The following is a 19,998-nucleotide window of genomic DNA, read 5'->3' as shown; positions in this document are numbered from 1 at the left end:
CCCGCAACACCCACCGAACAGAAGGAAGCAGGAATCGTGTCCAGACTGAATCGTCTGCGCCGCCACCCGGTCGCCTCGGCCGGCTTGGCGCTGCTCGGCGCGGCGACCCTCGTGGGAGCCGGCGTCTTCGCCATCGCCCCCGCGTCGGCGTTCCCGGGCCACGGGTACCCCGACCACTCCAACCAGACCCAGACCCCGATCAAGCACCTCGTCGTGATCTTCGACGAGAACATCTCCTTCGACCACTACTTCGGCACCTACCCGAAGGCGGCCAACACGGACGGCACGACCTTCACCGCCGCCGCCAACACCCCGAAGGCGAACACCCTCGTCACCAGCGGGACCCTCACCAGCAACCCGAACCTGTACCCGCCGTCGCGGCTGACCCCGGCGCAGGCCCTCACCTGCGACCAGAACCACAGCTACGCCGCCGAGCAGGCCGCGGTGGACAACGGCAAGATGGACATGTTCGTCCAGAAGACCGAGACCGACACCTGCACCGGCGCGTTCGGCCAGCCGGGCCTGGTCATGGATTACTACGACGGCAACACCGTCACGGGCCTGTGGAACTACGCCCAGAACTACTCGATGAGCGACAACATGTGGGACACCACGTTCGGCCCGTCGACCCCCGGCGCGCTCAACCTCATCTCGGGCCAGACCCACGGCGGAACCGCCTACGACCCGAAGACCGGGGCGGTCCTCCCGGCCTCCACGTCCGTCCAGTCGAAGAACGCCGCGGGCGTCGGCACCGTGATCGGCGACCCGGACCCCGTCTACGACGACTGCTCGGACAGCGACCACACCGCCACCTCGGCGCTGGTCGGCATGGCCGGCAAGAACGTCGGTGACCTGCTCAACGCGCGCGGCGTCACCTGGGGCTGGTTCCAGGGCGGCTTCACGCCGACCACTGCGTGGAACGGCCAGGCCGGCAGCTACGCCAAGTGCGACGCGACCACCGCGAATGTCGGAGGCGCGACGCCGAAGGACTACTCGCCGCACCACAACCCGTTCGCGTACTACAAGTCCACCGCGAACCCGCACCACCTGCCGCCGACGTCCACCCGGGCGATCGGTCACACCGACCAGGCGAACCACCAATACGACCTGACCTCGTTCGACAAGGCCCTGGCGGCCAACAACCTGCCGGCGGTCTCGTTCCTCAAGGCCCCGGAGGCGCAGGACGGCCATGCCGCCTACTCCGACCCGCTGGACGAGCAGAAGTTCCTCGTCAACGAGATCAACGCCCTCCAGAAGTCGAAGGACTGGAAGAGCACCGCCGTCGTCGTCACGTACGACGACTCGGACGGCTGGTACGACCACGTCGCCCCGACCGTGACCAACGGCTCGAACGACGCGGCCGTCGACTCCACGGTCTGCACCAGCGTGACGAAGATCGCCGGCGGCTACGCGGACCGCTGCGGCCCGAGCCAGCGCCTGCCGTTCCTCGTGGTCTCCCCGTGGGCAGCGCAGAACAAGGTCGACCACACCGCGATCGAGCAGACCAGCCCGCTGAAGTTCATCGAGGACAACTGGGGCACCGGCCGGATCGGCGACGCGTCCTTCGACGCCCGCGCCGGCTCGCTGAACGGCCTGTTCGACTGGCGTCACCCGCAGCAGCGCGAGGTGCTGCTCGACCCGGCCTCCGGGGCGGTCACGAAGGTGATCCCGACCCGCTGGAACTGGGGCGACGACCAGGGCGAGAACGACAACAACCAGCACTGAGCCCTTCGGGGCGGGACGCCGGGTGCGCAGGGTTCTGCGCACCCGGCGTTCCTCATTCGGGCCGGGTGGTCAGGAATTCGTCCAGTGAGATGGGCCGCCGGCCGGTGACGCGCTCGACGTCGCCGCTCGGCCCGGCGAACTCGCCCGCGGCGATCGCCGTGTAGGTGGACACCCAGGCGTCGTACTGCCACTGCGGGGCGTCCCAGCGCTTGCGGGACTCGTAGGCCTCCTCGACCGTCTCGTCGTGGAACGAGACCGCGCGACCGAGGTGCGCGGTGAGCAGGCCGGCGACCTCCGCCATCGTCAGATCCTCGGGTCCGGTGAGGTCGTAGGTGACGCCGCGGTGCTTCTCGGGGTGCTGGAGCACGGTCGCGGCCACCCGGGCGACGTCCGCGCGGGCGACCATGGCGGCCTTCCCGTGGCCAGCCGGACCGCGGATGACGCCGTCCTCGCCTACCATGAACTCCACGAAGTCGAGGTAGAGGTCGTCGCGCAGGAAGGTGTACCCCATCCCGGTCGTTTTGATGCGCTCCTCGGTGGCGAAGTGGTCGCGGGCGAGCGTGAACGTCGCGTCGGGAGCCGCGCCGAAGAACGACGTGTAGACGATGTGCCGCACGCCGGCCTCGGCGGCCGCGTCGACGAACGCGAAGTGCTCGCGCAGGCGCTGGTCGTTCTCCGCAGCGGAGACCATGAGCACGGTCTCGACGCCCTGCAGCGCGGCCCGCACCGAGGCGCCGTCGCCGTACGAGCAGGCGACCACCTCGCTGTCGGGGAAGCGCGGAGCGCGCTCGGGCGACCGTGCGAGCATGCGGAAGCGGATGCCCGCGTCGGCCAGTTCGGAGGCGGCCAGCCGGCCGACCGTCCCCGTGACGCCGGTGACGGCGATGGTCATGGTGCGCTCCTCCCTGATCGGTGCCTACGCACATGATCGGCCCGGCGCCGCCGCCGAGTCCACACATTCCCTCTCGCGCCCTCCCGCGCTTGACCCTCACACCGTGTCAGGCTGGATCGTGGCCTCCATCATGTACACCATCGGGGAGTTCGCCGCGATCGGGCGGGTGAGCGTCAGGATGCTGCGGCACTACGACGCCATCGGCCTGCTGCCGCCGGCGCGTGTGGACGAGCACAGCGGGTACCGCTCGTACTCGGACGCGCAGCTGGCGGGTCTGCTGCTGATCGTGGAGCTGCGGCAGCTCGGGGTCGGGCTCGACGCCATCGCCGCCGTGCTCGCGTCCGACGACCCGCGGCCCGCCCTCACGGCGGCGCTGCGGCAGCGGCGGACCGAGCTGGAGGCCGGCATCGCCGACGACCGGGACCGGCTCGACCGCCTGGAGCGGCGCCTCCGACTACTGGAAGGAACGGAGACCATGACGACACCCGTCGAATACCGGCCGCTGGAGGCGGTCACCGTCTACGCCGTGAGCGGCACCGCGCCCGGCATGGGGCCCGAGCTGGTCGGGCCGATGGTCGGGCCGCTGATCGGTTCGCTCGACAGCGCGCTGGAGGCCGCGGGGCGTCCGCTGCTGGCGCCGTCGGTGTTCTGGTACGAGGCCAGGGACGACGAACGGCTGGAGGTGCACATCTCCTACCCGGCCGAGACGCCGCCGCGCGCGGGCGAGGGTTACGACGTAGTCGACCTCCCGGAGGTGCCGCTCGCCGCGACGCTGCTGCACCGCGGCGACATGACCGGCATCGGCGACTCCTGGATGGCGCTGATGGAGCGCCTGGTCGAGGACGGCTATCGCGTGGTCGGCCCCACCCGCGAGGTGTACCTGGAGGCGACCGGCCACGAGCCGGGGCCGGACTGGGTCACCGAGCTGCAGGCGCCGGTGGAGAAGGTGGGCTGAACCAGCCGCGAGGTTGGGACCCGGCCGCCGACGCCGATGACATGCCGGCGGCCGGGAGTCTGCGTCGCCGCTACAGGCCGCGGGCGAGGCGGTAGTACGCGGCGTTCCAGTCGAGCTCGCGGGAGAACGCGCGCAGCGTGGTGTCCTCGTCGATGATCAGCAGCTCGGTGCGGGCCATGCGGGCATAGTCCTCGAACGCCTGGATGCCGACCGCGGTGCTCATCACCGTGTGGTGGGCAGCGCCGGCCTCCAGCCAGGCGGTCGCCGACGTGGTGAAGTCGGGGGCCGGCTTCCAGACCGCGCGGCCGACCGGGAGCTTCGGCAGCGGGGCCGTCGGCTCCACGACCTCCACGACGTTGGCCACGAGCCGGAACCGGTCGCGCATGTCCGACAGCGCCACGACCACCGCCGGGCCGGGGTCGGCGGTGAAGACCAGGCGCACCGGGTCGTCCTTGCCTCCGATGCCGAGCGGGTGGACCTCCAGGGTCGGCTTCGCGCTGGTGAGCGCAGGAGAGACCTCCAGCATGTGCGCGCCGAGGATGCGCTCGTCGCCGGGGGTGAGGTCGTAGGTGTAGTCCTCCATGAGCGACGCGCCGCCGGGGAGGCCGGCGCCCATGACGTTGGCCGCGCGGACCAGGATGGCCGTCTTCCAGTCGCCCTCGGCGCCGAAGCCGTAGCCCTCGGCCATCAGGCGCTGGACGGCGAGGCCGGGGAGCTGCTTCAGCGCGCCGAGGTCCTCGAAGCTGGTGGTGAAGGCGCCGAATCCGCCCTCCTCCAGGAACGACCGCAGCCCGAGCTCGATCGCGGCGCCGTCGCGCAGCGACTGGTGACGGTCGCCGCCGCGGCGCAGCTCGGGGACCACGTCGTAGAGGTCTTCGTATTCCGCGACCAGCGCGTCGACGGCGTCCTCGGAGGCCGCGGCGACCGCGGCGGCCAGCTCGTTCACGCCCCAGGTGTTGACCTGCACTCCGAAGCGCAGCTCGGCCTCGGTCTTGTCGCCCTCCGTCACCGCGACGAAGCGCATGTTGTCGCCGAAGCGCGCGAGCTTGAGGGTGCGGGTGGCCGCGTGGCCGGCGGCGGCGCGCGCCCAGGTGCCGATGCGCTGCGTCACGGCCGGGTCGCTGACGTGGCCGACGACCGTCGTGCGCGGGACACCGAGGCGGGTCTGGATGTACCCGAACTCGCGGTCGCCGTGCGCGGCCTGGTTGAGGTTCATGAAGTCGAAGTCGATCTCGCCCCACGGCAGCTCGACGTTCGCCTGGGTGTGGAAGTGCAGCAGCGGCTTCTGCAGGGCGTCGAGGCCGGCGATCCACATCTTGGCGGGGCTGAACGTGTGCATCCAGGCGACCAGGCCGATCACGGCGTCGTCGGCATTGGCCTCCAGCGCGATGCGGCGGATGGCGTCGGAGTCGGTCAGCACCGGCTTCCAGACGACGCGCACGGGCACGTCGGCGGACGCGCCCAGCTGGTCGGCGATCCCGCGGGACTGCTCGGCGACCTGCGCGAGCGTCTCCGGGCCGTAGAGGTGCTGGCTGCCGGTGAGGAACCAGACCTCGTAGTGGTCGAGGGAGGTCGTGAGCTTCGGCATCAGGCGAGGGATCCTTCCGGGTTCTGTCCGTAGACGTTCTGGTAGCGGTCGAAGAGGCTGTCGATGGCCTCCTGCGGGATGGGGACGAGCGGGCCGCCCTGCCGCGCGATGTGCACGGTGCGGGCGACGTCCTCCGCCATGACCGCGGCCTTCACGGCGTCGCGCGCGTCGCGGCCGATGGTGAAGACGCCGTGGCTCTGCATGAGGACGGCGCGGCTGCGGTGCCCGTCGAGGGTCGCGACGATGCCGCGGCCGATGGAGTCGTCCCCGATGATCGCGAACGGGCCGACCGGGATCTCCCCGCCGAACTCGTCCGCCATCGCGGTGATGACGCACGGGATGGGCTCGGCGCGCGCGGCCCACGCGGTGGCGTAGGTGGAGTGGGTGTGCACGACGCCGCCGACTTCTGGCAGGTTTCGGTACACGTAGGCGTGCGCGGCGGTGTCGGAGGAGGGGGACCGGTCACATCCGGCCGAGCCGGGGACGACCTCGCCGTCGAGGGTGCACAGGATCATGTTCTCCGGCGCGAGGTCGTCGTAGTCGACGCCGCTCGGCTTGATGACGAAGAGGTCCTCGCCGGGGACGCGGCCGGAGACATTGCCGCCGGTCCAGACCACGAGGCCGTAGCGGACCAGCTCGGCGTGGAGGGCGGCGACCTGCTCGCGGGTGCGGCGGATCGCGGGGGATTCGGAGGTGGCGGGCTCGGGGGTCATCGTGCGGCTCCCTTCAGAGCGATCGACTCGACGGCGGCGCGCTCGGCGGCCAGGCCGTCGTGGTAGCGGGCGAGGTAGGCCGCGAAGCCGGCCACGTCGTCCGGGTGCGGCTGCACGGTCTCGACGGTGAAGCCTCCGAACACGTCGCGGTCGAGGTAGGCGTCCAGCGGAGTGCCCTGGAGGGCGGCACGGAGGAACGCGGCGAGCACCGCGGCGCCCCACGCCCCGCCCTCCGACGCGGTCTCCGCCACCGACACCGGCGCGTCCAGCGCCCCGGCGAGGAAGCGCTGCGCGACGCCGGCCGTGCGGAACATGCCGCCGTGGGCGTACATCCGGTCGAGTGCGGCGCCCTCCGCGTGCAGCACGCGCATCCCGAGGGCGAGCGTCCCGAAGACGCCGTAGAGCTGGGCACGGGCGAAGTTGGCCAGCGTCAGGCGGCTGTCGGGGGTGCGGACGACCAGCGGGCGGCCTTCGTCGAGGCCGGTGATCGGCTCGCCGGCGAGGTAGTTGTAGGCGAGGAGGCCTCCCGCGTCGGGCTCGCCGTCCAGCGCCTCGCGGAACAGCGTCTCGAAGACCGCGTCGGAGGCGACCGGCGCGCCGGCGGCCTCCGCGAACCTCCCGAACAGCCCGGCCCACGCCGACAGCTCGCTCGCGCCGTTGTTGCAGTGCACCATGGCGACCGCGTCGCCCGCGGGCGTGGTGACCAGGTCGAGCTCGTGGTGCGCCTCGGCGAGCGGGCGCTCCAGCACGACCATCGCGAAGATGCTCGTGCCGGCGCTGACGTTGCCGGTGCGCGGGGCGACCGAGGCGGTGGCGACCATGCCGGTGCCGGCGTCGCCCTCCGGCGGGCAGAGCGGGATGCCGGGTCGGAGTCCGCCGGTCGGGTCGAGCAGGGCCGCGCCTTCCGCGGTGAGGTCTCCGGCGGCCTCACCGGCGACGAGGACTTCGGGCAGGAGGTCGAGCAGAGGCGGGATGTCGCGGACGTGCGCGTCGTACTGCGCGACCAGCTCCGCGTCGTAGGTCTTCGTGGCCGAGTCGATCGGGAACATCCCGGACGCGTCACCCACCCCGAGCACGCGGCGTCCGGTCAGGCGCTCATGGACGTGACCGGCGAGCGTGGTGATCGAGTGCAGGCGCGGGAGGTGCGGCTCGGCGTCGAGGACGGCCTGGTGGAGGTGCGCGATCGACCAGCGCAACGGGATGTTGCCCCCGAACAGCGCGCTCAGTTCGGCGCTGGCAGGGCCGGTCGTGGTGTTTCGCCAGGTGCGGAACGGGACCAGCAGCTCGCCGTCGGCGTCGAACGCGAGGTAGCCGTGCATCATCGCGGAGACGCCGATGGCGCCGAAGGTCGTCGGCCGGACACCGTGCCGGGCCTCCGCGTCGGCGACCAGGGCGGCGTAGGCGGACTGGAGGCCGGACCAGACGGCGTCGAGCGAGTACGTCCAGACGCGGCCGGCGAACTCGTTCTCCCAGTCGTGGGAGCCGACGGCCAGGACGGTCGCGGGGTCGTCGGCGTCGACCAGGCAGGCCTTGATGCGCGTGGAGCCGAGCTCGATGCCGAGGGCGGTGCGGCCGGCGACGAGGGCGTCGCGGTGGGTGTTCATGGGTCTCTCACTCCGTTGTGACCGGTCACATGGTGTCGTAAGAGTCTCGCCCCTCCCTCACCGCCCTGTCAAGCCGGCCGCACATTCGTCACGAATCGCGGCTTTGCCGCGCGCAATCGCGACATTCGTCACGAATCGCGTCGTGCACATTCGTCACGAATCGCGCGGCGGCGTCAGGCCGAGGCGCGCACCACCAGCACGGGCGCCACCGGCGCGTCGAACGCCAGCTCGCGGCCCTCGATGAGCGCGACCAGGCGGGCGACGCCGCGGCGACCCAGCTCGCGGAAGTCCTGCCGCACGGTCGTCAGCGGGGGCGCGAAGTAGGCGGCCTCCGGGATGTCGTCGAAGCCGACGACCGCCAGCTCCTCCGGCACCCGCCGTCCCCGCTCGCGCGCCGCGTGCAGCAGCCCGAGCGCCATCTGGTCGTTGGAGGAGAACACTGCCGTCAGCTCCGGGTCTTCGAGCAGCTCCGCGCCGATCGCCGAGCCGGACGCGGCGGTCCAGTCGCCCTCCCGCGAGAGCACCGGCTCCAGCCCGGCCGCGGCCAGCTCGGCCACGAAGCCGTCGCGGCGGGCCCGTGCCTCCGACCAGTCGCCGGGTCCGCTGAGATGCGCGATGCGCGTGTGTCCGAGCGACAGCAGGTGCCGGGTCGCCAGTCGCGCGCCCTCCAGCTGGTCCACGAAGACGCCGTCGTCGCCCGCGACCCCCGCGCCGTGCAGGGTGACCGACGGGACCTCCAGGGAGAACGCGGCCATGGCCTCCTGCACCGCCCGCTGCGGGGCGATCACGATGACGCCCTCCACCGACTGCGCGCCGAGGTGGTCGACGGCCGCGCCGAGGTCCGCCGGATCGAGGGAGGCCGCGTGCGCGACGGTCACGAAGTACCCGGCGTCGCGCGCCGCCTGCTCGACGGCGTCGATGCTGGAGGCCGGCCCGAACAGCGAGGACGCCGACGACGCCAGCACGCCGATCGTGCGCGAGCGCGCCGTGGTGAGCATGCGCGCGGCCCGGTTCGGCCGGAAGTTCAGCTCGGCCATCGCGGCCAGCACCCGCTCCCGCGTCTCGGGCCGGATGCTCGCATGGTCGTTGAGCACGCGCGACACGGTCTGCCGCGAGACGCCCGCGGCGGCCGCGACCTCCCGCACGCCCGGCGCGCGCCCGCTCTCACTCACATGCACACCCTACTGAACCGCCGCCGAGGGGCACGTAAACGCCCCTATTCCGGCGTTTTAGGGGCGTTTACGTGCCCTTCGGCGTCAGTCGATGAGGTGGAGGGCGGCCAGACGGTCGAGGACGGCGTGGCCGGCGGGCGGGCAGCGGGCCGCGTCGGCGGTCGTCACCCAGTGCACCGCGTCCACCTCCCCCGACGGCGCCGGCTCGGCGTCCGTGAGAGCCCGGAACACGCGCATGTGCACCTGCCGGCCGTCCGGCTCGCCGTGGGCCTGCGTCCGCACCTCGAACAGCTCGGTCAGCGCGGCCGGGTCCAGCGCGAGCGCGACCTCCTCCTCCGCCTCCCGTGCCGCCGCCTCGGCCGCGGTCTCGCCGGGGTCGATCTTGCCGCCCGGCATGTAGTAGACGTCGCGGCCGCGGGAGGTCACCATCAGCACGCGCCGGTCCCGTACCACCGCGACGGCCGACACCAGCAGCGGAGCGAGCGTCATCCCTCGACCAGCTGCCGCAGCTGCCGGAGTCCCTTCTCGAAGTCCGGGCCGATCAGCTTGTCCAGGTTGAAGAACCGGCTGAAGAAGGTCTTCGTGCTCTCCATCCGCCAGATGACGCGCGTCCGATCGCCCTCCGGCGTCAGCAGGAAGCGGACGTGGCTGCTCGACCGGAACGGCCGCGTGAAGTGGAGGGCGATGCCGACGCCGTCGGGCTCGACGGACTCGATCCGCATCGTGCCCGCGCCGGCCTTGCGGTTGCCGCTCCACTCGTAGGTGGAGCCGACCGCGCCGGGCTCGCCCGTGTACTCGCGCTTCAGCGCGGGGTCCATGCCCTCCCACGGCGACCAGTCCACCCAGCGCGGGAGCTCCGCGATGTAGGGCAGCAGCGCCTCTGGCGTGGTCTGGATGGTGTCGGTGCGTTCCACGACGATCGTTCCGGCCATGCGCACACCTTAGCGGCATGGCATGATCGGGCTGTGACCGGGCGAACGATGCTCCTCGACAGCGCTTCCCTCTACTTCCGCGGGTTCTACGGCGTCCCCGACACGGTGCGCGCGCCGGACGGGACCCCGGTGAACGCGATCCGCGGCTTCCTCGACATCATCGCGAGGCTCGTGACCGACTACGGTCCCGAATCGCTGGTGGCCTGCTGGGACGACGACTGGAGGCCGCGCTGGCGGGTCGACCTCATCCCGAGCTACAAGGCGCACCGCGTGGCCGAGGAGGTCCCGGGCGGCGTCGACGTGGAGGAGGTGCCCACCGAGCTGGTCGTACAGGTGCCGGTCATCCGCGAGGTGCTCGGCGCCCTCGGTATCGCGATCGTCGGCGCGGCAGCGCACGAGGCGGACGACGTGATCGGCACGCTCGCCACCGTCACCCCGGGGCCGGTGGATGTCGTGACCGGCGACCGCGACCTGTTCCAGCTCGTGGACGACGACCGCGACGTGCGCGTGATCTACACCGCGCGCGGCATGAGCAACCTCGAAGTGCTGACGGACGCCGCCCTCGTCGCCAAATACGGCATCCACGCGAGCCAGTACGCGGACTTCGCGGTGATGCGCGGCGACTCCTCCGACGGCCTGCCCGGCGTCGCGGGGGTCGGCGAGAAGACGGCGACGGCGCTGCTCACCGAGTACGGCGACCTGAGTGGGATCGAGGCGGCCGCCGCCGACCCCGCGTCCGCGATGAAGCCCGCGCTGCGGACCCGGTTCGGCGCGGCGGTCGACTATCTCGCGGTGGCGCCGACCGTGGTGGAGGTCGTGCGCGACCTCCCGCTCGGCGAGATCGACGCCCGGCTGCGGGCGCCGAGCGACGAGCAGCGCGCGACGCTGGACGCCCTCGGCGAGCGCTGGGCGCTCGGCGGGTCGCTCGACCGCTGCCTCGCCGCGCTGACGAACGCCGCCGGCTGAGGGGCGGGCGCCGGACTCAGGACGCGGGTTCGAACCGCCACAGCTCGCGCTGCGCGAGGAGGGCGAGCTCCCGGAGCACGTCGAGGTCGTCGTCCGACTCGGCCGGCTGCCGGGCGCTTCGCCCGAACACGCACATCGCGCCGATCCGGGTGCCGTCGGGAGCCTCCACCGGGTACCCGGCGTAGAAGCGGAGGTGGGCCGGCCCGGTGACCAGCGCGCTGGACGCGAACCGGTCGTCGCGCTCGGCGTCGGGCACCACCATCCCGTCCGGCGCCTCGATGGTGTGCAGGCACGCGGACTGCTCGATCGGGATCTCGGCGGGCGAGGCGCCGACCGCCGCGAGGGGCCACTCGGCGCGGTCGTCCAGCACGGTGAACATCGCGATCTCGGCGCCGAGCGTGCGGCGGGCGGTGCCGACCAGACCCGCCAGCCGCCCGTCCTGCTTGTGCTCGGCGAGCCGGAGCCGGGCGATCGCCGCGACACGGTCCTCCGCGGCGGTGCTGTGGCGAACGGAGTCGACCGGGTGGCCGAGGAGCTCCGGCGCGAGCGCGTCGGAGATGCAGCGCGCCCAGAACAGGTAGTCGGCGGGGCTCCGATGGCGGCCACCCTCGGGCTTCGGCGACGCCGGCAGCGGGAGGAACGTCGCGCCCGTCTCGGCACAGGCCTCCTGCGCGGCACGGTTCAGCCGCTCCGCGTGCGCCTGCACGAAGTCGCGGAACCCGTCGTCGTAGGGCGGCAGCGAGCGGATCGGCTGAGCGCCCAGCCAGACGACCGGCCCCGCGCCGCTGCCGCGCACCTCCCGTAGCAGCGCAGCGACGTGCGCGCCCCACCGTCGCGGCTCGACCATCCGGACCGTGTCCGCGACGGTCGCGCTGAGGATGACGAGGTCGTACCGGCCCGCTCCCGCGGCGTGCACCATCCCGGCGACCCGGCGCACGCCCGCCGACGGATGCGCGGCGACGTCGACCACGACGCCGCGTCCGGTGGTGGCCGCGAGCGCCCGTGCGAGCGCGCCGGGCAGCGCGAGGTCGTGGCTGCCGACGCCCCAGCCGGTCACGGGCCCGGAGCCCGCCAGCAGCACCCGGAGGCTCTGTCGTCCGGCGACGAACGCCTGCGGGGAGTCCGTCGGCCGCACCAGCGAATGCCGCACGCCGCCGACGCGCAACAGTCTCAGCCTCGCGGCGAGCCGTCGCGAGGCGCCGAGCCGGACGTCTTCCACTCGACCGACCGTATCCCGCACCCGCGCTCCGCGGCACCCACGGCTCGCCGGACGCGCCCGGGCTTCCCGACGCGCGAACGAGTGCGCGGCCAGGTGCGACGCGGTGCGCGCCCGGCTCACGGGGTCACGGCAGGATGTGCCCAGCCAGACGGAACAGCCGGTACCACTCCTCGCGGGTCAGCGGCAGGTCGGAGCCGGCCGCGGCCTCCTGCACCCGGCCGGGGTTGGTCGTCCCGAGGACGACCTGCATGTTCGCGGGGTGCCGCGTGATCCAGGCGGTCGCGATGCCGGTCGGCGTGACGCCGTACTTCGCGGCGAGCTCGTCCAGGGCGTCGTTCAGCTCCGCGAACTCCTCGCGGTCGCCCAGGAAGACGCCGTCGAAGAAGCCCTTCTGGAACGGCGACCACGCCTGCAGCGTGATGTCGTTCAGGCGCGAGTAGTCGAGGATGCCGACATCGCGGACGATCGACTGGTCCAGCCCGGCCATGTTGGCCGCGACGCCCTGCGCGATGATCGGCGAGTGGGTGATGCTGAGCTGCACCTGATTCACCTTCAGCGGCTGCTTCACGAAACGGCGCAGCAGCTCGATCTGGCCCGGCGTGTGGTTCGAGACGCCGAACGCGCGCACCTTGCCCGCGGCCTCCAGCTCGTCGAACGCCGCCGCGACCTCCTCCGGCTCGACCAGGGTGTCGGGGCGGTGCAGCAGCAGGAGATCGAGGTAGTCGGTGCGCAGCGCGGCGAGCGACTCGTCCACCGTGGTGAGGATGTGCTCGCGCGAGAAGTCGAAGTACCCCGGGCGGATGCCGACCTTCGACTGGATGACGACCTGGTCGCGCTCCGCGGCCGGGATGGCGCCGGCCGAGCCGAAGCGGGTCTCGCAGCCGTGGCGCTCGTCGCCGTAGATGTCGGCGTGGTCGAACACCGTGATGCCGGCGTCCCGGGCGGTGCCGACGAGCGTGCGGATCTGCTCGTCGGTCAGAGGGCTGATCCGCATCAGGCCGAGGATGATGTTGGAAGCGGGCACAGCGATGTTCGGCAGACTGAGCGTTTTCATGCCTCCATCTAACCCCCCGTCAACCCCCTGGTCAGATTCGCGGGTCAGACTACCGTCTACATTCCGGGCTTCTGGGCCCGGGCTGAACGGCGGGAGGGGAACCGATGACGATGACGGCAGCGGCGAGGACGGCGGTCGAGGGGTTCCGGCAGGAGACCCGCCTCGAGGCGCACACGTCTCACGGCCCTGGCTACATCGTGCACGCGCTCGGCCGCGACTTCCACGTCAGCGACGAGATGGCGCGCATCTTCCTGCACCAGGTGGAGCGGGTCGCGGAGTCCGACACCTCGGCGCTGGTGATCCTCCGGCACGCGCACGGCGTCGAGCTGCTGATGATCACGGACGCCTCGTCGTTCTCGATCCGCCCGATGACGCCCGCCGACCGGAGCGCGGCGCAGCCGGCCTATCCTCGGATGCGTGGATGAGCTGAGCGACGCGGACTCGGACTCCCGCGACCGGGAGGCCGTCGAGCGTGTCCGCGCCGACCTCGCCGAGGCCGCGCGGCAGCTGACGGAGGCAGGCGCCAGGGACGAGGCGCTGGCGGTCATGGTCCCGCGGCGCCGCACGTTCGGGATCCCGCGCGAGCCGGTGCTGCGCCCCGCGGGCCGTGTCTGGCGGCTGGGCGTCCTCCTGCTCGGCCGCGACGGGACGCTCTACGCGACCGGGCAGCTGGTGCGGGCGACCCCGCCTGGCCGCACCCAGTACGTGTCGGTGTCCGCCGAGACCCGGCGGGCCTACCGCGCGGCGGCCGAGCGCGGGCACTTCCGCGACGGCGAGACGGTGGACTTCGACGCACCGGAGATCGAGCTGACTGCGGCGGCGCTGCGGGCCTCCACCGGTCCGCTGGTGCTGCGCGACGGGCAGGCGCTCGTGCGGTGGAGCGCGTCGTCGGAGCAGACCGTCGACGCTCACGCCTACCTGACCGAGCGCGTCGAACTGCTGGCGCACCCGCCTCAAGGAGCCTGAGGCGGGCGGAGGGCCGGGCTCAGCCTTCGGCCGGCGTGCTGTCCGCCTTCTTGCCGGTGACCTCGTCGAGCTTGTCCGACGCCTTTCCCACGGCCTCCGTGACCTTGTCGCTGAGGTCGGAGGCGGCCTGGCCGGCGAAGTCGCGGACGCCGTCCTTCACCTGCTGCACCGGGTCGGAGCCGGAGAAGCCCTGCCATTTGTTCCGCATGTTCTCGTACGCGCCGCGGCCCGCGCGGGTCCCGATGACGAACCCGACGGCGACGCCTGCCAGAAAGATGATTGCCTTCATGGGCTGCACCGTACGCGCGCCCCGGCGACGGCGCCAGGAGCAGAATGGGCGGGGTGACGGAACCCCTGCCCGACGGCGCCGGCGAGAGCGGCAGCGCGGTTGCGCGCTTCGAGCACGCCGCGGCGATGTGGTCCGAGCGGGCCGGCGCCGTTCCCGTCCCCGTTCCGCCGGAGGTCGCCGGCGCGCTGCTCGTGGAGGGCGCGAGCGACCGGGCGGCGTGCCGCGAGGCCTCCCGGCTGCTCGGGGTCGACCCCGCCGCCGCGGGAGTGGCGATCCTGCCGATGGGCGGCGCGATGAGCGTGCGCCGGTTCGTCGGCCTCCTGCGCCCGGCGCACCTGCGGCTGCACGGACTGTGCGACGCAGGCGAGGCGGGCTTCTTCGAGAGGGCGGGACTGGACGCGGGGTCCGTGTCGGTGTGTCGCCCTGATCTGGAGGGCGAGCTGCTGCGGGCGCTCGGCGCCGACCGGACGGAGGCCGTGCTCGCGCGGGAGGGCGACCTGGGCCTGTTCCGCACGTTCCAGCGCCAGCCTGCACAGCGCGAGCGACCGGTGCTCGCCCAGCTGCACCGGTTCCTGGGCACGACCTCCGGCCGCAAGGAACAGTACGGGCGCGTCCTCACGGAGGAGCTGACACCCTCCGAGTTGCCCGCTCCGCTGCGGGAGGCCGTCGAGAGCGCAGTCCGCCCCTAGGCTGGGGCTCATGCCCGCCACCTCCCCCGACCTCCTCGACCGACTCGCCGCGCTGTTCGCGGCCCGCGACCGGGAGGACATGGCGCCGACCATCGACGCCTTCCTCGCGGTGCTCGCCGAGCATCCCGACGACCCGCACGTGCTCTACGAGGTGGGCGGCTCCTACGACACCGCGGGCGAGGAGGAGACGGCGGCCGGCTACTACGAGCGCGCGCTCGACGCCGGGCTGGACGGCGACACCCTCCGCAAGTGCCTGCTCCAGTACGGCAGCACGCTGCGCAACCTGGACCGCTTCGACGAGTCGCTGGCCGTGCTCGACCGGGCGCGGGAGGCATTCCCCGAGTCCGAGTCGGTGCGGGTCTGGCACGCGCTCTCCCTGCACGCCGCCGGCCGCAGCGACGGCGCGGTCGCCGAACTCATGGAGCTCGCCGCCGACCGCATCCGCACGCCCGACCTGTTGCGCTACGAGGCCGGTCTGCGCGGCAACGCCGAATACCTCCGCGAGCTCGACGCCGCCCGCTGAGCGACGGCGTCAGGCCAGCAGCGCCGCGATGACCAGCAGCACCGGCACCGCGAAGAGGGTCGTCAACAGCACGATGTCGCGCGCCACAGGCATCCCGCGCTCGTAGCGGGCGGCGAAGTTGTAGACGTTCTGCGCGGTCGGGAGGGCGGCGAGCGCGACCGCCGCGAACAGCGCGTGGCCCTCCAGACCGAAGGCGAACCGAGCCACCGCGAACGCGATCAGCGGCATCGCGACCGACTTGATGGCGACCGCCGCTGCGATCTCCGCGCGCCCGTGCCCCGCCTGAAGCGGCCTCGACCCGTGCAGCGACATCCCGAACGCCATGAGCACGAGCGGAACCGCGGCGCCGCCGATCAGCTCGAACGGCTGGTAGACCGCGACCGGGATCGGGATGTGGAGCACGTCGACCAGGATGCCGAGCAGGGAGGCGATGATCATCGGGTTGCGCACCGGCTGCGTCAGGATGGACCGCACCGACACCGTCCCTCGGCTCGTGATGTCCAGCACGGTCAGCGCGATCGGCGCGAACACGATGAGCTGGAGCAGCAGGACCGGCGCCACGTACGACGCGCTACCCAGCACATAGACCGCGACGGGGAGGCCGATGTTGTTCCCGTTGACGTAGCCGGAGCCGAGCGTGCCGATCGTCGTCTCCGCCGCCGGCCGTCGGAAGAACAGCCGCGACAGCACCAGGAAGAGTCCCGCTGCGGCGAGAGCGGCGACGGCCGCGACCACGAGCTGGGTGGAGAACACCACCTTCAGGTCGGCGTGCGCGAGCGTCACGAACAGCAGAGCCGGGTTGGTGACGAAGAACGCGATCCGGTTGAGCACGTACGGCGCGGTGGGCCCGCCGACCCGGAACCGCCCGGCGAGGTAGCCGACCAGGATGACGAAGGCGATGATCCCGAACCCGGTCAGCACTCCAGCCATCGGCCTGGTCTCTCCTCTCGTCCGCGACGTCCCGCACCGATCCTGTCAAGAACTTCGCGGAACGCGTGAATCGGCGCGGTGCCGGCGGCGACGCCGACGGAGCGCCTGCACGCCGATCCCGGCGCCGATCAGCGCTCCCATGGTGTTGGCGATCACATCGTTCACGGTGCCCAGCCTGCCTGGCAGGAAGAAGTGCTGGGCGAGTTCGATGCCGACGCTGCACAGCAGTCCGGTGAGCGGCGCCAGCCACCAGCGGCCGCGGCCGACGATCAGCACGAGGAGGACGGCCGGCAGCACGAAGAACGCCACGTTGGCCGTGAACTCGAGCGCGTTGTACGCGTCGAGCGGCCGGACTCCGGTGCGGCCCACGGTGCGGAGGACACGGGACAGCAGCGGGTCGAACGGCCGGTCCACGGGCGTCGGCCACAGCCCGACCGCGGCCACGAACGCCCCGTACGCGATGAGCCCCAGCAGCGCCCGGAGACGGGGTCGGGGGTCGGCGGGCATCGCCCCAGCGTAGAGCGGCGCGATCCGGGATTCCTGTGCGTCAGACCTCAGGTGTCACGCACGACGGGTGCTAGCTGCGCCGCACCGCTCCGCCGCGCGCCACCCGCACCGCCACCGCGACCATGATGACCAGTATCCCGGCAGCGAGCGCCGTCACCGCCACCACAGCGCTCGGGAGGCCTCCCGTCACGCGCGACACCGCGATCCACACCAGCCCCCACGCCGAGGCGAGTGCAGGCGTCAGCCGGCCGCGGTCCCACACCGCCAGCGCGCAGGCCACCGCCGCGAGCGCGGCGAGGACGGCCATGGCCCAGACCTCGGGGGGCGCCCCGAACCCGGTGAAGCCCGCGGTCTGCAGCCAGGCCGCGGCATCCGCCGCCGTCGCGACCATCACCCAGCCGAGGTAGAGCCCGACCGTCCCGTCCAGGAGGACGGCGTCGGCCGTCGTGCCGCCCGGCTCGTGCCGCAGCCGGACGAACGCCACCGCGAGCACGGCGAGCAGGAGGACGATCACCGGGACGCTCAGCGTCAGCAGCCCGGCCTGCACCGCGAGGATCCAGGCGGCGTTGAGCAGGAGCGACGCGAGGATCCAGTAGCCGGCGGCGCGCTGACGCCGGCGCGCGGCCTGCGAAGGCAGCACCTGCCAGATCGCGTAGCCCGCCAGCCCTAGGTAGATCACGGACCAGATCGCGAACGCCGGTCCCGCCGGCGCGAGCAGCGTGGCGTCGGGTCCGAGAGCGCCGCCCGCCACGCGCGGGATGGGCTGGCCTCCCACAAGACCGGAGCCGTAGACCGCGCCGGCCAGCGCGACGACGGTCGCGACGATCACTCCGCTCTGCCGGATACGGTCGGAGACGGTCGGGTGCGCGACTCCGAGCGGCAGCCTTCGGGTCAGGCTGGTCATGGGGAGGACCGTAGTCCGGAAACAGGAAAAGCGGTATCCCCGGCGATTCCGCGGGCTCTACCGCGCGGGAGGCCTCCGGGACGCGATCACGACCGTCCCGTCGAGGTCGTCGTCGGACACGACGCGCGCCGCGAGCCCCGCCGCCTGGAACAGACCCGCCGTGCGCGCGGCCTGCTCGTCGCTGGTCTCGATGACGACCGAACCGCCCGGCGCCAGCCACTCCGGCGCCTCGGCGGCGATCCTGCGGTGGAGGTCGAGGCCGTCCGCTCCACCGTCCAGCGCCACGGCGGGTTCGTACAGGCGCGCCTCCGGCGGCATCATCCCGATGGCGTCGGTCGGCACGTACGGCGCGTTCACCGCGATCACGGCGAGCGCCCCCTTCAGCTCGGCGGGCAGCGGGGCGAACAGGTCGCCCTCGAACACGCGGGCAGGGTCGAGGTTCACGCGGGCGGCACGCACGGCGGCCGGCTCCACGTCGGCCGCGTAGACGACCGCGCCGGGCACGCGCGCGGCGACGACGGCGCCGATCGCGCCGGCGCCGCAGCAGAGGTCGAGCACGGCGTCGCCCGGACGGGTCAGCGCCGCCGCCTCGCGGGCGAGCACCTCTGTGCGGCGGCGGGGGACGAAGACACCCGCATCCACGTGGATGCGCAGGCCGCCGAACTCGGCGAAGCCCAGCAGCGGCTCCAGGGGCTCACCCGCCACGCGACGGGCGACCAAGGTCTCCAGCTCGGCGGGCGACGCGGCGGCCTCGAGCAGCAGCGCGGCCTCCTCCTCGGCGAAGACGCAGCCCGCGGCGCGCAGCCGGCGGACGACATCCTCGCTGCGGTCGGGGTCGACGGGCGCGCTCACCGGGCAATGCTAGCGGGGCGACGCGGCGGGGCGCCTCACTCCGCGGGGTAGGGGCGCTCCGCCAGCAGTCGGGCCAGGTGCGCGGCATTGCGGGCCGCGGCGGCCGTGGCGCCGGCGACGGCCTCCGGCGTCTCTGCGAGATCCTTGTAGTCGACCGTCTGCATCGCCTCGCCGTTCCAGTAGGTCGACCCCTGCGACGGGAGGCTGAAACCGACGTCCCCGAGCGCCTGGCCGACATCGGCGACGATGGAGTGCGCGCCGTCCTCGTTGCCGACCACGCCGATGATCGCGACCTTGCCCTCCACGAGCGGCCGCCCGTTCTCGTCCGTCTCCGACAGCTCGGCGTCCAGCCGTTCGAGCGCGCGCTGGGCGATCGAGGACGGGTGCCCCATCCAGGTCGGCGTGACGAGCACGAGGATGTCGGAGGCGAGCACCTGCTCGCGCACGTGCGGCCACTGGTCGCCGTCCCCCTCGTCCACGCTCACCCCCGGCCGGATGTCGTAGTCCGCCAGGCGCACGGCCGTGCCGGTCACATCGTGCAGCGCGAGCTGGTCGAGGAGCTGCCGCGCGAGGAGCTGACTGCTCGACTCGCCCGGCGACGGCTTCAGCGTGCAGACCAGCGCGAGCGCGGTCAACGGACGGGTGGAGGCGACAGGATCGGTCATACGCCGGAACGCAACGCGCGTTCCGGCGAGAGCGCAACCCCCTCGCCCGAACCTTGACCGCTTGCCCTTCGGCACGTACTGATAGGGGCATGAAGAGGATCCACTACGCGAGCGGCACGCTGCTCACCGGCGACGCGATCGCGGACGTGCTGGTGAAATACGCGGCGGCGCTCGCGACCAATGCGGCCGCCGCCGAGGTGCGCGCGCCGGCGATCCTCGAGTCCGGAGAGCGGGGCGAAGTGGTGATGCTGCTCGGTCCGGCCAGTCAGATCCTGGCGGAGAGCGAGCACTTCGAGGGCGATGAACTGCGCGACGACCAGTTCGTCCGCGCCATCGACGAGAAGGTCACGGCTCTCGGGCCGCGCCGGGCCACGTTCGTCCGGAGCGGCACGGAGGGCATGGACGACCTCGACGTCGACCTGCTGTGATGCCCGGCTCCGTGCGGAACGTCCGGGAGCGGCGCGGGTTGGATACAGCGGTGCACTGGCAGAACGGGCTCGGGCGCGTACTATCTGGCGGGAGAGCAACTCCGGGGAGTAGGACATGCAGGTGTTCCACGTCTACATCGACGAACTGAGATTCACGTTCGTCGATCGCGAGCCTGTCGAAGAGCTGAAGCGGCAGGTGATTCAGGCGAGCCGTGCCGACGGCGATTTCGTGGCGATAACGCAGTCGAGCCGCCCGCCGAGCGAGATCTTCGTGACGAGCCAGACGCGCGTGAGGATCGAGACGGCCAGTATCCCGCGGGAGCCGGCCACGGCGAGCGACCATGAGGAGGACGACTCGTTCTGGTTCGACTTCGACTCGCTGACCTGAGGCCGCTGGGCCACGCGGTTGTGGGCGTGCGAAGGCC

At 72.5% G+C, this 19,998-nt stretch carries 24 protein-coding genes; 9 read left to right on the top strand and 15 right to left on the bottom strand.

The window, feature by feature from the left end; translation table 11 throughout:
- Nucleotides 1-36 precede the first annotated feature (36 nt).
- Nucleotides 37-1,725 (top strand): phospholipase C, encoded by a 1,689-nt coding sequence (locus tag F1C12_RS15345; protein WP_185275773.1) that lies wholly within the window; start codon nucleotides 37-39, stop codon nucleotides 1,723-1,725.
- Nucleotides 1,726-1,777: 52 nt separating this feature from the next.
- On the opposite strand, the gene F1C12_RS15340 is transcribed toward F1C12_RS15345, so the two are convergent.
- Entirely contained in the window at nucleotides 1,778-2,617 is an 840-nt protein-coding gene (locus F1C12_RS15340) for an SDR family oxidoreductase (RefSeq protein ID WP_185275772.1), read from the bottom strand.
- A 103-nt stretch (nucleotides 2,618-2,720) separates the two neighbouring features.
- On the opposite strand from F1C12_RS15340, the gene F1C12_RS15335 reads away from it, so the two are divergent.
- The gene (locus tag F1C12_RS15335; protein WP_258045932.1) at nucleotides 2,721-3,572 is read left to right on the top strand and encodes a MerR family transcriptional regulator; all 852 of its coding nucleotides are present in this window, start codon (nucleotides 2,721-2,723) and stop codon (nucleotides 3,570-3,572) included.
- Between the two features lie 70 nt (nucleotides 3,573-3,642).
- On the opposite strand, the gene araA is transcribed toward F1C12_RS15335, so the two are convergent.
- From araA to F1C12_RS15305, 6 genes are all read right to left on the bottom strand, one after another.
- Nucleotides 3,643-5,160, bottom strand: coding sequence for an L-arabinose isomerase (gene araA / locus F1C12_RS15330; protein WP_185275771.1), 1,518 nt, complete (start codon nucleotides 5,158-5,160; stop codon nucleotides 3,643-3,645).
- Nucleotides 5,160-5,873 (bottom strand): L-ribulose-5-phosphate 4-epimerase, encoded by a 714-nt coding sequence (locus F1C12_RS15325; protein ID WP_185275770.1) that lies wholly within the window; start codon nucleotides 5,871-5,873, stop codon nucleotides 5,160-5,162. Before F1C12_RS15325 ends, araA begins: the two co-directional genes overlap by 1 nt.
- The gene (locus F1C12_RS15320; RefSeq protein WP_185275769.1) at nucleotides 5,870-7,477 is read right to left on the bottom strand and encodes a xylulokinase; all 1,608 of its coding nucleotides are present in this window, start codon (nucleotides 7,475-7,477) and stop codon (nucleotides 5,870-5,872) included. Before F1C12_RS15320 ends, F1C12_RS15325 begins: the two co-directional genes overlap by 4 nt.
- A 173-nt stretch (nucleotides 7,478-7,650) precedes the next feature.
- Nucleotides 7,651-8,649 carry a LacI family DNA-binding transcriptional regulator gene (locus F1C12_RS15315; RefSeq protein ID WP_185275768.1) on the bottom strand — a complete coding sequence of 333 codons (999 nt, stop codon included), beginning with the start codon at nucleotides 8,647-8,649 and terminating at the stop codon, nucleotides 7,651-7,653.
- A gap of 84 nt (nucleotides 8,650-8,733) precedes the next feature.
- Nucleotides 8,734-9,138 carry an NUDIX hydrolase gene (locus F1C12_RS15310; protein WP_185275767.1) on the bottom strand — a complete coding sequence of 135 codons (405 nt, stop codon included), beginning with the start codon at nucleotides 9,136-9,138 and terminating at the stop codon, nucleotides 8,734-8,736.
- The gene (locus F1C12_RS15305; RefSeq protein ID WP_185275766.1) at nucleotides 9,135-9,581 is read right to left on the bottom strand and encodes an SRPBCC family protein; all 447 of its coding nucleotides are present in this window, start codon (nucleotides 9,579-9,581) and stop codon (nucleotides 9,135-9,137) included. Before F1C12_RS15305 ends, F1C12_RS15310 begins: the two co-directional genes overlap by 4 nt.
- 33 nt (nucleotides 9,582-9,614) lie before the next feature.
- Here F1C12_RS15305 and F1C12_RS15300 point away from each other — a divergent pair, with 33 nt between their 5' ends.
- Nucleotides 9,615-10,547 carry a 5'-3' exonuclease gene (locus F1C12_RS15300; RefSeq protein WP_258045931.1) on the top strand — a complete coding sequence of 311 codons (933 nt, stop codon included), beginning with the start codon at nucleotides 9,615-9,617 and terminating at the stop codon, nucleotides 10,545-10,547.
- Between the two features lie 16 nt (nucleotides 10,548-10,563).
- Here F1C12_RS15300 and F1C12_RS15295 read toward each other — a convergent pair whose 3' ends face one another.
- On the bottom strand, nucleotides 10,564-11,766 hold the full coding sequence (locus F1C12_RS15295) for a GDSL-type esterase/lipase family protein (RefSeq protein WP_185275765.1): 1,203 nt from the start codon (nucleotides 11,764-11,766) through the stop codon (nucleotides 10,564-10,566).
- Between the two features lie 124 nt (nucleotides 11,767-11,890).
- On the bottom strand, nucleotides 11,891-12,820 hold the full coding sequence (locus tag F1C12_RS15290; RefSeq protein WP_185275764.1) for an aldo/keto reductase: 930 nt from the start codon (nucleotides 12,818-12,820) through the stop codon (nucleotides 11,891-11,893).
- Nucleotides 12,821-12,924: 104 nt separating this feature from the next.
- On the opposite strand from F1C12_RS15290, the gene F1C12_RS15285 reads away from it, so the two are divergent.
- Both F1C12_RS15285 and F1C12_RS15280 read left to right on the top strand, forming a co-directional pair.
- On the top strand, nucleotides 12,925-13,245 hold the full coding sequence (locus F1C12_RS15285; RefSeq protein ID WP_185275763.1) for a TetR family transcriptional regulator: 321 nt from the start codon (nucleotides 12,925-12,927) through the stop codon (nucleotides 13,243-13,245).
- Nucleotides 13,238-13,786 (top strand): hypothetical protein, encoded by a 549-nt coding sequence (locus F1C12_RS15280; protein WP_258045930.1) that lies wholly within the window; start codon nucleotides 13,238-13,240, stop codon nucleotides 13,784-13,786. Before F1C12_RS15285 ends, F1C12_RS15280 begins: the two co-directional genes overlap by 8 nt.
- Before the next feature lie 19 nt (nucleotides 13,787-13,805).
- On the opposite strand, the gene F1C12_RS15275 is transcribed toward F1C12_RS15280, so the two are convergent.
- A complete protein-coding gene (locus F1C12_RS15275) occupies nucleotides 13,806-14,075 on the bottom strand; it encodes a hypothetical protein (protein ID WP_185275762.1) in 270 nt (89 codons plus the stop codon).
- 53 nt (nucleotides 14,076-14,128) lie between these two features.
- Between F1C12_RS15275 and F1C12_RS15270 the strand changes: the two genes are divergently transcribed.
- Together F1C12_RS15270 and F1C12_RS15265 are read left to right on the top strand one after the other, a co-directional pair.
- On the top strand, nucleotides 14,129-14,764 hold the full coding sequence (locus F1C12_RS15270) for a TOPRIM nucleotidyl transferase/hydrolase domain-containing protein (RefSeq protein ID WP_258045929.1): 636 nt from the start codon (nucleotides 14,129-14,131) through the stop codon (nucleotides 14,762-14,764).
- Between the two features lie 10 nt (nucleotides 14,765-14,774).
- Complete coding sequence (locus F1C12_RS15265; protein ID WP_185275761.1) at nucleotides 14,775-15,287, top strand: tetratricopeptide repeat protein; 513 nt, start codon at nucleotides 14,775-14,777, stop codon at nucleotides 15,285-15,287.
- A gap of 9 nt (nucleotides 15,288-15,296) precedes the next feature.
- Here F1C12_RS15265 and F1C12_RS15260 read toward each other — a convergent pair whose 3' ends face one another.
- The 5 genes from F1C12_RS15260 to F1C12_RS15240 form a co-directional block, all read right to left on the bottom strand.
- The gene (locus F1C12_RS15260; RefSeq protein WP_185275760.1) at nucleotides 15,297-16,217 is read right to left on the bottom strand and encodes an AEC family transporter; all 921 of its coding nucleotides are present in this window, start codon (nucleotides 16,215-16,217) and stop codon (nucleotides 15,297-15,299) included.
- A 45-nt stretch (nucleotides 16,218-16,262) separates the two neighbouring features.
- The gene (locus tag F1C12_RS15255) at nucleotides 16,263-16,724 is read right to left on the bottom strand and encodes a VanZ family protein (RefSeq protein WP_185275759.1); all 462 of its coding nucleotides are present in this window, start codon (nucleotides 16,722-16,724) and stop codon (nucleotides 16,263-16,265) included.
- 70 nt (nucleotides 16,725-16,794) lie between these two features.
- A complete protein-coding gene (locus tag F1C12_RS15250) occupies nucleotides 16,795-17,628 on the bottom strand; it encodes a tryptophan-rich sensory protein (RefSeq protein WP_185275758.1) in 834 nt (277 codons plus the stop codon).
- A 57-nt stretch (nucleotides 17,629-17,685) separates the two neighbouring features.
- Nucleotides 17,686-18,480, bottom strand: a complete 795-nt coding sequence (locus tag F1C12_RS15245) for a putative protein N(5)-glutamine methyltransferase (RefSeq protein ID WP_185275757.1) — start codon at nucleotides 18,478-18,480, stop codon at nucleotides 17,686-17,688.
- A 35-nt stretch (nucleotides 18,481-18,515) separates the two neighbouring features.
- Nucleotides 18,516-19,145, bottom strand: a complete 630-nt coding sequence (locus F1C12_RS15240; protein WP_185275756.1) for a flavodoxin family protein — start codon at nucleotides 19,143-19,145, stop codon at nucleotides 18,516-18,518.
- An 89-nt stretch (nucleotides 19,146-19,234) separates the two neighbouring features.
- On the opposite strand from F1C12_RS15240, the gene F1C12_RS15235 reads away from it, so the two are divergent.
- Both F1C12_RS15235 and F1C12_RS15230 read left to right on the top strand, forming a co-directional pair.
- A complete protein-coding gene (locus tag F1C12_RS15235; protein WP_185275755.1) occupies nucleotides 19,235-19,573 on the top strand; it encodes a hypothetical protein in 339 nt (112 codons plus the stop codon).
- A gap of 115 nt (nucleotides 19,574-19,688) precedes the next feature.
- The gene (locus F1C12_RS15230; RefSeq protein ID WP_185275754.1) at nucleotides 19,689-19,961 is read left to right on the top strand and encodes a hypothetical protein; all 273 of its coding nucleotides are present in this window, start codon (nucleotides 19,689-19,691) and stop codon (nucleotides 19,959-19,961) included.
- The last annotated feature ends 37 nt before the right edge of the window (nucleotides 19,962-19,998 follow it).

The sequence above is a fragment of the Leifsonia shinshuensis genome, assembly GCF_014217625.1.
Classification (GTDB): Bacteria; Actinomycetota; Actinomycetes; order Actinomycetales; family Microbacteriaceae; genus Leifsonia; species Leifsonia shinshuensis_A.
The sequence above is the reverse complement of the archived record's forward strand: the minus strand, read 5'-3'. Positions and strand labels throughout refer to the sequence as shown.

What these genes read in the sequence shown, in the direction of transcription:
- F1C12_RS15325 (WP_185275770.1), bottom strand. Translation starts at nt 5,873, where the DNA reads ATGACCCCCGAGCCCGCCACCTCCGAATCCCCCGCGATCCGCCGCACC.
- F1C12_RS15305 (WP_185275766.1), bottom strand. Translation starts at nt 9,581, where the DNA reads ATGGCCGGAACGATCGTCGTGGAACGCACCGACACCATCCAGACCACG.
- F1C12_RS15255 (WP_185275759.1), bottom strand. Translation starts at nt 16,724, where the DNA reads ATGCCCGCCGACCCCCGACCCCGTCTCCGGGCGCTGCTGGGGCTCATC.
- F1C12_RS15235 (WP_185275755.1), top strand. Translation starts at nt 19,235, where the DNA reads ATGAAGAGGATCCACTACGCGAGCGGCACGCTGCTCACCGGCGACGCG.
- F1C12_RS15260 (WP_185275760.1), bottom strand. Translation starts at nt 16,217, where the DNA reads ATGGCTGGAGTGCTGACCGGGTTCGGGATCATCGCCTTCGTCATCCTG.
- F1C12_RS15290 (WP_185275764.1), bottom strand. Translation starts at nt 12,820, where the DNA reads ATGAAAACGCTCAGTCTGCCGAACATCGCTGTGCCCGCTTCCAACATC.
- F1C12_RS15275 (WP_185275762.1), bottom strand. Translation starts at nt 14,075, where the DNA reads ATGAAGGCAATCATCTTTCTGGCAGGCGTCGCCGTCGGGTTCGTCATC.
- F1C12_RS15320 (WP_185275769.1), bottom strand. Translation starts at nt 7,477, where the DNA reads ATGAACACCCACCGCGACGCCCTCGTCGCCGGCCGCACCGCCCTCGGC.
- F1C12_RS15230 (WP_185275754.1), top strand. Translation starts at nt 19,689, where the DNA reads ATGCAGGTGTTCCACGTCTACATCGACGAACTGAGATTCACGTTCGTC.
- F1C12_RS15265 (WP_185275761.1), top strand. Translation starts at nt 14,775, where the DNA reads ATGCCCGCCACCTCCCCCGACCTCCTCGACCGACTCGCCGCGCTGTTC.
- F1C12_RS15285 (WP_185275763.1), top strand. Translation starts at nt 12,925, where the DNA reads ATGACGATGACGGCAGCGGCGAGGACGGCGGTCGAGGGGTTCCGGCAG.
- F1C12_RS15250 (WP_185275758.1), bottom strand. Translation starts at nt 17,628, where the DNA reads ATGACCAGCCTGACCCGAAGGCTGCCGCTCGGAGTCGCGCACCCGACC.
- F1C12_RS15240 (WP_185275756.1), bottom strand. Translation starts at nt 19,145, where the DNA reads ATGACCGATCCTGTCGCCTCCACCCGTCCGTTGACCGCGCTCGCGCTG.
- F1C12_RS15340 (WP_185275772.1), bottom strand. Translation starts at nt 2,617, where the DNA reads ATGACCATCGCCGTCACCGGCGTCACGGGGACGGTCGGCCGGCTGGCC.
- F1C12_RS15310 (WP_185275767.1), bottom strand. Translation starts at nt 9,138, where the DNA reads ATGACGCTCGCTCCGCTGCTGGTGTCGGCCGTCGCGGTGGTACGGGAC.
- araA (WP_185275771.1), bottom strand. Translation starts at nt 5,160, where the DNA reads ATGCCGAAGCTCACGACCTCCCTCGACCACTACGAGGTCTGGTTCCTC.